The 12,101-nt window shown below is 63.7% G+C and carries 10 protein-coding genes; 7 read left to right on the forward strand and 3 right to left on the reverse strand.

Going from position 1 to position 12,101, the window contains the following annotated elements; translation table 11 throughout:
- Positions 1–392 precede the first annotated feature (392 nt).
- Complete coding sequence (locus GM909_RS05135; protein WP_157015136.1) at positions 393–614, forward strand: hypothetical protein; 222 nt, start codon at positions 393–395, stop codon at positions 612–614.
- A gap of 140 nt (positions 615–754) precedes the next feature.
- Here GM909_RS05135 and GM909_RS05140 read toward each other — a convergent pair whose 3' ends face one another.
- Positions 755–1,591, reverse strand: coding sequence for a DUF2793 domain-containing protein (locus GM909_RS05140; RefSeq protein ID WP_157015137.1), 837 nt, complete (start codon positions 1,589–1,591; stop codon positions 755–757).
- A gap of 66 nt (positions 1,592–1,657) precedes the next feature.
- Here GM909_RS05140 and GM909_RS05145 point away from each other — a divergent pair, with 66 nt between their 5' ends.
- The 6 genes from GM909_RS05145 to GM909_RS05170 all read left to right on the forward strand — a co-directional run bounded on the left by GM909_RS05145 (position 1,658) and on the right by GM909_RS05170 (position 8,740).
- Positions 1,658–1,876, forward strand: coding sequence for a hypothetical protein (locus tag GM909_RS05145; RefSeq protein ID WP_157015138.1), 219 nt, complete (start codon positions 1,658–1,660; stop codon positions 1,874–1,876).
- Positions 1,873–3,042, forward strand: coding sequence for a serine hydrolase domain-containing protein (locus GM909_RS05150; protein ID WP_157015139.1), 1,170 nt, complete (start codon positions 1,873–1,875; stop codon positions 3,040–3,042). The genes GM909_RS05145 and GM909_RS05150 overlap by 4 nt, the downstream gene beginning before the upstream one ends.
- 357 nt (positions 3,043–3,399) lie before the next feature.
- A complete protein-coding gene (locus GM909_RS05155) occupies positions 3,400–4,440 on the forward strand; it encodes a porin (protein ID WP_198174132.1) in 1,041 nt (346 codons plus the stop codon).
- Between the two features lie 315 nt (positions 4,441–4,755).
- Positions 4,756–5,955: a porin gene (locus tag GM909_RS05160; protein WP_157015141.1), complete on the forward strand. Its 1,200-nt coding sequence runs from the start codon at positions 4,756–4,758 to the stop codon at positions 5,953–5,955.
- A 148-nt stretch (positions 5,956–6,103) separates the two neighbouring features.
- Entirely contained in the window at positions 6,104–7,213 is a 1,110-nt protein-coding gene (locus GM909_RS05165) for a pyridoxal phosphate-dependent aminotransferase (protein WP_157015142.1), read from the forward strand.
- A gap of 390 nt (positions 7,214–7,603) precedes the next feature.
- On the forward strand, positions 7,604–8,740 hold the full coding sequence (locus GM909_RS05170) for a porin (RefSeq protein WP_407941251.1): 1,137 nt from the start codon (positions 7,604–7,606) through the stop codon (positions 8,738–8,740).
- A 181-nt stretch (positions 8,741–8,921) separates the two neighbouring features.
- Here GM909_RS05170 and GM909_RS05175 read toward each other — a convergent pair whose 3' ends face one another.
- Both GM909_RS05175 and GM909_RS05180 read right to left on the reverse strand, forming a co-directional pair.
- The gene (locus tag GM909_RS05175) at positions 8,922–9,809 is read right to left on the reverse strand and encodes an alpha/beta fold hydrolase (RefSeq protein ID WP_157015144.1); all 888 of its coding nucleotides are present in this window, start codon (positions 9,807–9,809) and stop codon (positions 8,922–8,924) included.
- Between the two features lie 43 nt (positions 9,810–9,852).
- On the reverse strand, positions 9,853–11,892 hold the full coding sequence (locus tag GM909_RS05180; RefSeq protein WP_157015256.1) for a lytic transglycosylase domain-containing protein: 2,040 nt from the start codon (positions 11,890–11,892) through the stop codon (positions 9,853–9,855).
- Between the last annotated feature and the right edge of the window lie 209 nt (positions 11,893–12,101).

Genomic DNA, 12,101 nt, shown 5'->3' on the forward strand with positions numbered 1-12,101 from the left:
GCTTCATGCCAGTTCGTCGAGTGACTGAAGTCGCTTGCTGCGCGCGTTCCGGCATATGCCGCTCATTGTTATCGCGATCCGGTCGAGTGCGCTTGTGACTGCTTTTCGACGGCCGGTTTGCGACATTCCGTCACGCCTGGCCTGACCGTCTTGCAATGTGACGCCGGCCTCCCGATTTAAGCGCCGCGGCGCCCATGGCGCGCAAGGAACCCGACATCGAGGATTTCGATCCGGAGCGTTGCGGCGCACCAGCAAACGTCGTGCGGCCTGTGTGGCTCGCGCCGGCGTGAGGCCGGACCGCGCGAGCCCGATGCGCGATCTCGAAGCCACGGCACGTCGATTGTTGCCTTCGCAGCACTCGCGGCGCGCTGTTCGAGCCACTGGACCACACCATGATCAGTTCCGTACCCTCTTTCGGCTTTCAAGCCTGTGTCGTGTCTTGCCTGACCAACGTTCACGGCCTCGACAGGCGCATCGCGTCGCGGCTCGTTGCAGCGATGAGATCGCACAACATTGCGCAGTTGCGCGCGATGGGAGCCTCGCCCGAGGAGATCGCGCAATCCATCATGGCCTTCACCGGCGGCAGGTCCGTCGACGTCTTGTGGCGTCATTGATCGGGCAATCGCTCGCCATTCGGCACGCTAGAACATGTCCCGCTCAAACGGCATCGTTTGAGCGAAAGGCACATGCTCCAGCATATCGGTCTGGCGCGCATATCTTTGCTTCAAACGTTGCCGTTGGAAGCGAACGCGCGCTATGCAGAAACAACCGCCCGGTCCGTGACCCGGCGCCAGTCGGTGCCGTCGGAAAAGGCCGGCACGGCTCCACCAAGATCGTCGCTAACGAAGACCATCGCGCCAGCCCCGGCGGCGGCTGCGTCTGGAAGCTCTGCCACATTGTGGATCGCGAGCCCGAACGGCCCGCCCGTCGAAAGCCCGGCCGGCGCATGTGCCTGGCCGCTGGCCGCATCCACGACAATTCCGGTGAACCAGTTCGCGCCGTCGGCGCTGACCTTGATGGAAAAATCGTCATTGCCGGCGAGCCCCATCTCGGAACGGCCGGACCACGCCGTCTGGAACAGAAGGCTCGCCGTATCGCCGGCGGCGTTCTTGTTGATCTTGAGCTGATGTCCGGCGCCTTCGTGGTTGAGGAGCGTGGCGGCGGCCGACACGGCGAGCCGGTTGACGCTGTCGGAGGAGGCGTTGATGCCCAGGCCCGCGAGGTTCTGCAGATCCTGCGCTGCTATCGGCATATCGAGCACCGTCCATTGCGCACCATCGAAAACGGCGACCAGGCCCTCGTCGCCGACGTAGCATAGCCACCCCGTGCGCGGCGCAAGAAATGCCCATGCGCCGTCCTGAAATGCAGCGATCTCGCCACCATGGTCGCTCCAGCCGCCAGTCGGATCAGAAGCCACGATATAGCGTTCACCCTCGATCGGATCGGCGGGCGGAGCCTGCAGGTCGCGGCTCGTCACGGCGAGTTGCACCAGCGCGTCGAGCGCGCGTATGGCCTCGTTGTGGGTGACATGCTTTTGGGCCTGTGAGGGCATGATATAGGGCAGATCGAGGTTGGGGCTTTGTTCGCTCATGACGCGCCTTTCGCGAAAAATGGTCTCCTGCTTCATGCTCGCGCGTTGCGGGGAGGCGTGGAAATAATGCTTGCCGGCGATGGGCTGTTTCCCGGCCGGCGCATCGGCGCGCCGTGGCGCGGCGACGCCATCGAACTGTATTGTCTGCGCTTTCTTCAAGCGCCGCAAACCCCGGCTGTTCGCGACCTGCTGCGGCGGAGGTGTTCCATTTCCCCCTTTCTGGCCCTATCCGTGCCGGCCGCCGCGCGCTACGAAACCGCAAACGGTGCAAAGGGGACATCATGACGACAGAACTGCCGCCGCGAACCAGCATCACGCTCGCCAATTGGCGCACGCATCCCTCCAGCCGGTGGTCGTTTCAAAATGTCGGTGAATTCGTTCCGTCAGCCCGTTTTGCCGAGCCCGTGGGCGAGGAGCCCGGTTCGCCAGGTGCTTCAAGTCTCCACGATCTGGCTGTGATGTCGTCCGGTGGCGAACAGGTGCCCGCTGCCGATTATCTTGAACAGTCTTTTGGCGATGCCTTCGTTGCAATGCGCGAGGGGCGGATCGTGGCGGAATGGCATGCGCCGCATTGCGCCGCCGCGCGGCCTCATGTCGTCTTTTCCATCTCCAAATCGATCACCGGCATGCTGGCCGGCATCGCGCATGGCGAGGGACTGCTCGATCCCGATGCACCTGTCGCGCAATATGTCGAGGTCGAGCCCGGTTCGGCCTATTCGCAGGCGCGCGTGCGCGACCTGCTCGATATGACGGTCAGTCTGGAGTTCGAGGAGGACTATCTCAATCGCGACGGGCCGTTCGACCGTTACCGGCGCGCGATGCTGTGGAATCCGGAGCGCGCCGGCACGACGCCCGAAACCCTGGCGGCGGTGCTTGCCAGTCTGCCGCGGGCGCCGGGAAATCACGGTGAGCGCTTCTACTATGCATCGCCGAACACCGATATGCTTGGCCTTGTCGTCGAGCGCGCCACCGGGCGGCGCTACCACGCCTATCTCGGCGAAAAATTGTGGGGCGCCATGGGTGCGCGCGGCGCCGGCGAAGTCACAATCGATCGCGAGGGCACCGCACGTGCGGCCGGCGGCGTATGCGTGACCGCCCGCGACCTCGCCCGCTTAGGCCAGCTCGTCATGGAGAACGGCCGTGGTCCGGACGGCGCGCAGGTCATTCCCGCCGCTTGGATCGACGACATGCGCAGCAACGGCGACCGCAAGGCATGGACGACAGGCAACTTCGCCGACGTCTTTGCCGACGGACGCTACCGCTCGTGCTGGTACAGTGTCGGTGATGCGGACGGCTGCCTCGCGGCGGTCGGCATCCACGGCCAATGGATCTGGATCAATCCGCGCCGCGGTGTCGTGCTGGTCAAATTCTCCTCGCGTCCGGAGCCCAGCGACGATGCCGCGACCCAGCAGGAAATCGCCGCATTGCGCCAGATCGCCGTGACGATATGAGCTGTGACAGGTCACTCCCGGGTGCGTCGCCCGAATTGTGATATTCGTGCAACAGGCATGGTTCAATGTATCTTGAACCGCTGCATAACCGGAACGTCAGACGTTGACAGTCCGACACAAATGCGGCGACTAAGCGGCGTGATCGTGACAGATGGTCCGGTCTGAACAAAAGCAAATTTCAGGGTGCAATCACCTGAGGGATCTCCGGACTCTCCCTGGCCGGCATATGGGTTTTCGCAATCGAACGTCTTCGGGCGTTCACTCTGCTGGAGAATATTAATGAATCTCAAAAGCCTTCTCCTTGGCTCTGCTGCGGCTCTCGTCGCAGTCTCGGGTGCTCGCGCCGCCGATGCGGTCGTGATCGCCGAGCCGGAGCCGGTCGAGTACGTTCGCGTCTGCGACGTCTTCGGCACCGGCTTCTTCTACATCCCGGGCACCGAGACCTGCCTGCGCTTCGATGGTTACGTGCGCTACCGCGTCGGTGCCAGCGAAGATGCCGATGGCTGGTTCAAGCGTACCCGTGTCCGCCTGAACGTCGACACGCGTTCGGAGACCGAGCTCGGCACGCTGCGTGGCTTCATGCGCTTCCAGGCCGACTGGGGAAATGGCGACACCGGTTCGAACGGCACCATCACGAATGATGGCGACGTCGGCATCGACCAGGCGATCGTGCAGCTCGGCGGCTTCTACGCCGGTTACACCGAATCGGCCTTCGCCGCGCCGTGGGGTCTGCCCGGACCGGCACGCTTCGGTATTCTGCACACCGACCAGGGCGGCATGTATGCCGACCAGCAGCGTCACCAGTTGGGCTACATCTTCAATGGCGGCAACGGGTTCTTCGGCTCGATCGCGCTCGAGGATGACAACCATCTTGGTGACACGGTTCTGCCTCCTGAATTCAGGAACATTGGCGAAAGCGACGGGTACATGCCCGACGTCGTCGGCACGGCCGGCCTGAACCAGGCCTGGGGTGCCGTGTGGGGCGGCGTCGGCTATGACGAATCGGCTTCCGAGTTCGGCGCCCGCGCCGGCCTGCAGTGGAACGTTCCGAATGCACCGGGCTCCTCGCTGCGTCTCGGCGGCTGGTATGCCTCCGATCCGAACGCCTATGCGGTCGAGATGCCGATCAACGGCTTGGCCGAGTGGTCGCTCGCGGCGTCGTACCATCATCAGTTCAACCCGCAGTGGGGCGCTGAGATTGGTGCGCAGTACATGCAGAGCTTCGATGATCCTGCGTTCGGCGACGACTCCGATGGCTATCAGATTGAAGCCGCGGCGATCTGGCAGCCGGTGGCCAATTTCGACATCCGTCTCGAGGGCCACTACTACAACCAGGATGGCGCGACGGGTGAAGACGACACCTGGGACGGCTTCCTCTGGTTCCGCCGTTCGTTCTAGCGCGTTCGCTTCAAACGGAAATGTTTGAAGCAAAGATATGCGTGCCAGATCAATATGCTGGAGCATGTACTTTTCGCTCAAACGATTCCGTTTGAGCGGGACATGCTCCAAGCGAATCGACTGATACGACCTCCAGTGGGCCCGGTGCATCGCGCCGGGCCTTTTCTTTTTGCCCGCAAGGCGCAACCCGTCCGAACTGTCGCACTGCGGCAACAGGCAGGCTGCAATGTGGCATGGCAACTGCAGCCCGGACGCGGGCAGCATTGACAGCAAGCATCGATTGCGGCGACCAATTTCGCAATCGTGGATTAATCGGTGCTGGGTCGCATCAAGAGGATGCCTGTGCTCGGTCATCGCCCCGTAGGAGAGCTGAATATGCGAATTCAAAGCCTGCTTCTCGGATCTGCCGCCGCGCTCGTAGCGGTTTCCGGTGCCCGTGCCGCCGACGCGGTGATCATCGCCGAACCTGAGCCGGTCGAATACGTTCGCGTCTGCGACGTCTTCGGCACAGGCTTCTTCTACATCCCGGGCACCGAGACCTGCCTGCGCTTCGACGGCTACGTGCGCTACCGCGTCGGTGCCAGCGAGGACGTCGACGGCTGGTTCAAGCGCACCCGTGTCCGCCTCAACGTCGACACGCGTTCGGAGACCGAACTCGGCATGCTTCGTGGCTTCATGCGCTTCCAGGCCGATTGGGGAAATGGCAGCACCGGCTCGAACGGCACCATCACGAATGATGGAAATGTCGGAATTGATCAGGCCGTCGTTCAACTCGGCGGCTTCTACGCCGGCTACACCGATTCGGTCTTTAGCGAACCGTGGGGCATCCCCGGCCCGGCAGGGGCAGGCGGCATCCTGCAGACGGACCAGGCCGGCATGTATGCCGACCAGCAGCGCCATCAGATCGGATACATCTTCAACGGCGGCAACGGGTTTTTCGGCTCGATCGCGCTCGAGGATGACAACCACCTTGGTGACACGGATCTGCCGGTCGATGATCGGAACATTGGCGAAAGCGACGGCTATGTGCCTGACGTCACCAGCATCATTGGCCTGAACCAGGCCTGGGGCGCAGTGTGGGGAGGCGCTGGCTACGACGAATCGGCGTCTGCATTCGGTCTGCGTGCCGGTCTACAGTGGAACATGCCGAACTCACCGGACTCTTCCTTCCGTTTCGGCGGCTGGTACGCCAGCGATCCAAACGCCTACGCGGTCGAGATGCCGATTGACGGACTTGCCGAGTGGTCGCTGGCTGCCTCGTATCATCAACAGTTCAACCCGCAATGGGGTGCGGAACTCGGTGCTCAGTATATGAACTCCTTTGACGACCCGATGTTCGGTGGCGATGCCACTGGCTACCTGGTCGAGGCCGCCGTGGTCTGGGCGCCGGTCACCAATTTCGACATCCGTCTGGAGGGGCATTGGTACCAGCAGGACGACGTCCTGCAAGCCGACGGGTCCGTCGCCGACGAGGAAACTTGGGACGGCTTTCTCTGGTTCCGCCGCTCGTTCTGAGTTGACAGGGTTGCTTGCCTGGTTCGGGTCCAGCGCACCGCGCTGGATAGCAAACCGGTGGCGAACGTTCTGTTCTGGGTCGGCCGCGACCGTTGGCCGAGGCGCGAATCCGGCATAGGATCCGGCGCCTGCCAACGGAGCCCGATTCATGACCGCACGACCAGCCCTGACGCCGCTTGCCGCAAGCCTTCCCTCCACCGTGCCCTTTGTTGGACCCGAAGTGCAGGAAGAAGAACGCGGGCAGCCGTTTCGGGCGCGCATCGGCGCCAATGAGAGCGGCTTCGGTCCCTCGCCGGGGGTCATTGAGGCCATGCGCGCGGCGGCCTGCGAAATGTGGAAATATTGCGATTCGGAATGTCGCGAGTTGAGGCGGGCCCTGGCGGTCCATCACGGTGTGAAGCCGGACAACATCGTTGTTGGCGAAGGCATCGACGGACTGCTTGGCCTCGCAGTCCGGCTCTTCGCCGCGCCGGGCGCAAATGTCGTCACCTCGCTCGGCGCCTATCCCACCTTCAACTACCATGTCGCCGGATTCGGCGCCCGGCTCGTCACGCGGCCTTACCGCGAGGATCGCGAGGATCTCGACGCGCTCGCCGAGGCGGCGCACCGGGAACAAGCCGCGATGGTCTATCTGTCCAATCCGGACAACCCGATGGGGACCTGGCGGGACGCTGAAGCCGTGAGCCGTTTTGCCGACAGTCTGCCTGAGACGACCATGCTGGTGCTCGACGAAGCCTATGGTGAAACGGCGCCCGAGGCCGCGCTTCCGCCGCTCGACACCGCCCGGCCAAATATCCTGCGCATGCGCACTTTCTCCAAAGCCTACGGCCTGGCGGGGCTCAGATGCGGTTATGCGATCGGTGAGGAAGAAACGGTGCGCAGCTTCGACAAGGTGCGCAATCATTTCGGCGTCAACCGAATGGCCCAGGCGGCCGCGCTCGCCGCCTTGGCCGATCAGGCTTATCTGCAGTCGGTGGTGGGGCGCGTTGCCGAAGCGCGGGCGCGCATTTCGGCCATTGCGGCGGCGTACGGCCTGCAGGCGATTCCTTCGGCGACGAATTTCGTCACCGTCGACTGCGGCGGCGACGGCGCCTTCGCCATGAAGGTCATGCATGAATTGCTGGCGCGCGACGTCTTCATCCGCAAGCCCATGGCGCCGGGTCTCGACCGCTGCATCCGTGTCAGCACGGCCCCGGAGGCAGAGCTTGCCATATTCGAGGCGGAGCTTCCCCGGGCGCTCGCGGCGGCGCGGGGCTGAGCGAATCGGATTCGACAGGCTTCGGCAGACCTGGGTGAACGCACCATTGAAAGAATCATTGATGCTGCCATTCGCCAATTCGGTGCCGGGCACGCCCGGAACACACCCGGATTCGCGGTCGTGCCTGTTAACGAAGAAGTAACAATCATGCCGTCAGCGAAGGGTGCCCGGGCAAATCGTGTCTTTTGTGCAACATCGGTTCGTCATCAAGGTGCGCCTGCGCTCCAAAAGCGCTGATCGTTGTTGAACCAACAAACACCGCGAGTAATGTCGCATTCGAAGGAGGGGCGCGGCAGCGCATCTTTTTCATGAATTGGGGATGGGCAGGGAATGCTGTCCTTCAGCGAAATAACCCAGACCCGTTTTAAACTTTTGACTGGAGGTCAGAAAATGAACATCAAGAGCCTGCTTCTCGGCTCAGCTGCGGCTCTCGTCGCAGTTTCCGGTGCTCGCGCCGCCGATGCGGTCGTGATCGCCGAGCCGGAGCCGGTCGAATACGTTCGCGTTTGCGACGTCTTCGGCACCGGCTTCTTCTATATCCCGGGCACTGAGACCTGCCTGAAGTTCGACGGCTACGTGCGTTACCGCATCGGCGCCAACGAGGACATCGACGGCTTTTACAAGCGCACCCGCGTTCGGTTGAACGTCGATGCACGTTCGGAGACCGAGCTCGGCACGCTGCGTGGTTTCGCGCGCTTCCAGGCCGACTGGGGCAACGGGGCTACGGGCTCCAACGGCACCGTCACGGTTGACGGCCCGGTCGGCATCGACCAGGCGATCGTGCAACTCGGCGGTTTCTACGCCGGTTACACCGAATCGGCCTTTGCAGCGCCGTGGGGCCTGCCCGGACCGGCCCGCTTCGGTATCATGCACACCGATGACGGTGGCTCCTACGGCTACCAGCAGCGTCACCAGTTGGGTTACATCTTCAATGGCGGCAACGGGTTCTTCGGCTCGATCGTTCTTGAAGACGACAACCACCTGGGCGACACGGTTCTGCCTCCTGAATTGAGGAACTTTGGCGAAAGCGACGGCTATGTGCCTGACGTCGTCGGCACGATCGGCCTGAGCCAGGCCTGGGGCGCCGTGTGGGGCGGTCTCGCCTTTGACGAATCGGCCTCGGAGTACGGTCTGCGCGCCGGCTTGCAGTGGAACGTTCCGAATGCACCGGGCTCCTCGCTGCGTTTCGGCGGCTGGTACGCCTCCGACCCGAACGCTTATGCGATCGACATGCCGCTTGCCGGCTTGGCTGAGTGGTCGATTGCCGCTTCGTACCACCAACAGTTCACCCCGGAATGGGGCGCTGAGCTTGGTTTGCAGTACATGAACTCGTTCGATGATCCTGCCTTTGGCGGTGACGCCGATGGTTACTGGATCGAAGGTGCAGTGATCTGGGTTCCGGTCACCAATTTCGAGGTGCGTCTGGAAGGTCACTGGTACCAGCAGGATGATGTCTTGCAGGCCGACGGTACGCTTTCCGACGACGAGACCTGGGACGGCTTCCTCTGGTTCACTCGTTACTTCTAATAGGCTGACGGGCCTTTGTGAGGGGACCCGGCGGGAAACCGCCGGGTTCTTTTTTGTCTGGATTTTAGTTCGTTGTCGCACTGTATCGAACCGAGAATCGGTGCCCATCGCCGGACAAGCACGATGCGTGAATGGGCTAGGAGCGTCTGACGTCGATAGAGCCGGACGGGATCGGTCCGTGTTATCGCTCGGCGCGAGCCAGAAAGTCTGCGATTCGCTCGGGCAGGCCGGCGGTTTCCAGCAGCGGTGCGTGGCCCTGGCCCTCAACCGTGATCACTTCCAGGCCTGGATGATCTTTCTGCATTCGCGCCAGTGTTTCGGCGGACAGAAGGCTGGAATTGGCGCCCCGTATCGCCATGACCGGTATGGCGCCGAGGCCCATGAATTGCGGCCAGAGCGAGGGCAATGGCTGGCTGAGATCGAGCGCATTGAGGCTCTTCAAGAGCGCCGGGTCGTAGGCGGCGACGAGACGGCCGTCCTTCTCGTCGTAAAACGCGCCCATCATGCGATGCCAATCCTCATCCGTCAGGGCGGGAAACGCGTCGCCGACAGCCTTCTTCTGGATCGCCACCGCCTCGGCAATTGTCTTGGGTTCAGGCGCGCGCTCCAGATAGGCCCGAATCTGCGCCAGTCCGGCCGCCTCGATTTCCGGACCGATGTCGTTGAGCACCGCCGAACGCAGGACGCCGGGACGGATGCCGGCAAGTGTATGGATGATCAGGCCGCCGCGCGACGTGCCGATGAAGTGGCCATGAGCAACGCCTGCAGCCGTCAGGCCGGCCAGTATGTCGTCCGCCTCGACCGGTACGTCGTAATTGCGCCAGTTGCCGTCATAGTCCGATTGGCCCCGGCCGCGATAATCGAACGCGATGACGTCGCGCGCCGGCTCGACTTTTTGCGACAGATGCAGGGCCAGTTCGTGGAAGTCACGCGCATTGCGCGTCAGGCCTGCCAGGCAGATGGCGGGCAGGGCGGCCGGATTGTTTGAGCGGTAGATACGGGCATGCAGCCGCAGTCCGTCCCTGGCCGTGTAGAAAAAATGCTCGAATGTGCGGTTGGCATCGGTCATGGCTTGGTCAAACCAGCCGGGCAGCGGACGGGACGTCTCACCTTCACCGCCGCCCCTTCACCAGATCGTTTTCGATGTCCATGCGGCCGGTCAGGCGCATCTTGTAGACCTGATAATTCTCCATCACCCGCTGCACATAATTGCGCGTCTCGGTGTAGGGGATGCGCTCGATCCAGTCGACGACCGCCTCGACGCTCTTGCCGCGGGGATCGCCATAGCGCTCGACCCATTCTTCCGCCCGCCGCGGCCCGGCATTGTAGCCGATGAAGGTGAGGATATAGGAGCCGTCGAAGCGCTCGATCTGCTGGCCGAGATAGGTCGCGCCGAGCGTGGCGTTGTAGGCGGCGTCCGTCGTCAGCCTCGCCTTCGAGAAGGCAAGCCCCGCCTTGCCGGCCATCGATTTGGCCGTGCCCGGCATGAGTTGCAGGAGCCCCAGCGCGCCGGCCGGCGAGACGGCGCCGACATTGAATTCGCTCTCCTGGCGCGCCACGGCATAGGCGAGCGCCTTGCCGCTGGCCGATATGCCGGCCGCGCCGGGAATGGCGCCCACCGGATGGGCAAGCGCGCCGATATCCATGCCGCGCAGGGCGGCCGCCTTGCCTATTCTGAGGGCGAGAAAATGGTTGCCGCGCCGCTCGGCCATCACGGCCAGCAGCGCCAGTTCGCCCGATGTCGGCAATTGTTCGGCGAGCGCCCGGTAAAGGATGTCGGCCCGTCCAGCATATCCGGCCTCCTCGAGCCTGTGGATTGCCGCGACCGCCTCACGCGATGCGAAATTGCGCCTGTCAGCCTCGGACGGCTCGGGATAGGTGGCCGCAATGGTGGAGCGTCCGAGCCGGGCGGCCGCCAGTTGGCCGTAAAAGGCGAAGTCGTTTGCCGCGGCGCGCCGATAATAGTCCCTCGCATTGCCGGGCCCGCCGGCCTCGGCCACCCGGCCGAGCCAGTAATAGGCGCGGGCCTGCGAGACCGGCCCCGACGTCAGATCGGCCACCTTGGCAAAATGCCGGCTTGCCGTCTTCGGGTCGTTGAGCGCGCGCAGCGCATACCATCCGGCGTGGAACTCGGCGTCGGCGGCGTAGGCGGCGCTTTCGGCCGAATGGGCGGCCGCGATCTTGTAGGCAAGATCCGGCTTGCCGATGTCGAGCAGTTCGCGCGACAGGACCCGCCGCTCCACCCACCAGGCGTCGGGGTCGATGAGAGCGCTGGCGTCGCGCGGGGCCGACAACATCACCTCCGCCGCCTGCGTGAAGCGCTCGCTGCGCCGCAAATACCGCGCCTTGGCGAAGACGTAGCCGGCCGTGCGCTGGCTGCGCGGCACCGCTTCCAGAAGCTTTCCGGCATTGGACTGGTTGCGCGTCACCGCCGCCCAGGCTTTCGCCAGCGCCTCGCCACCGCCAAGCCCGGCCACGCGCTCGGCGGAGCGGACCCGGTCCTCGTAAAGCATGCGTTCCATGCGGTAGCGATGATCGGCTGCCGGAATGAGCTTTCCGAATTCCCGGATCATCGCGACTTCATCCTTGGCGTCGAGCTTGGTCGTCCGCCAGAAGGGCGAAAGCGCCTTGCGCGCCGCCTCTGTCTGGCCAAGCCGGACATGGGAGCGGGCAAGCAGGATTGCCCCTTGCGCGGTCTGCGGGGTGGAGCCGGCAAAGGCCTGCACCACCGCGCGCGGTTGCGGTTCCTCGCGGTACATCGCCCTTTCGCTGTTGCGGCGCAGGGCCGCCATGCCCGGCCAGCCGGGCAGGGTGGTTGCGGCCGCCGCGATCTCACCGCTCGTAACGCCGTCGCTGCCGTCCATGGCGATGGCCCAGGCCAGGATGTGATGATCGAGCGCCCTGTCGGGCAGGGCGTCGCGAACCGCGCGCGCCTGATCGATACGGCCCGAAGACAGGGCGTCGAGCCCTTGCTTGAGCCTCGTGATGTCGCCGCCGCGCTCAAATCCCCGCTCGGGGAGCGGATCGGGCCGAACGGCGACGGAGGCGGTCGTTGTTGCGTTGTCTATACCGGCCGACAGCGTCGGGCGGTCCTGCGGAATGGGAATGCCGGAAGCCGGAAGCACGGGTTCGCTCCACGCCGGCAACGACATGCATGCGGCAAGGGCCGTCGAAACGATCATTGTCCTTTTGGCTGCGCGCAGCGATATATGCATTTTGGATTCCGTCCCACACCCGGCATTTGAAGCACAGGAGGACAATCTAGTCGACCTGGGTGAAAAGCCGGTAAACGAAAGCTTAGCACCATTCGTTCAATCGTGTCTTTTGCCGTTGATGCCGCGGCGGGCCATGCCTTGCCGCA

The sequence above is a fragment of the Mesorhizobium xinjiangense genome (assembly GCF_009749525.1).
In the GTDB taxonomy this organism is placed as follows: Bacteria; Pseudomonadota; Alphaproteobacteria; order Rhizobiales; family Rhizobiaceae; genus Mangrovimarina; species Mangrovimarina xinjiangensis.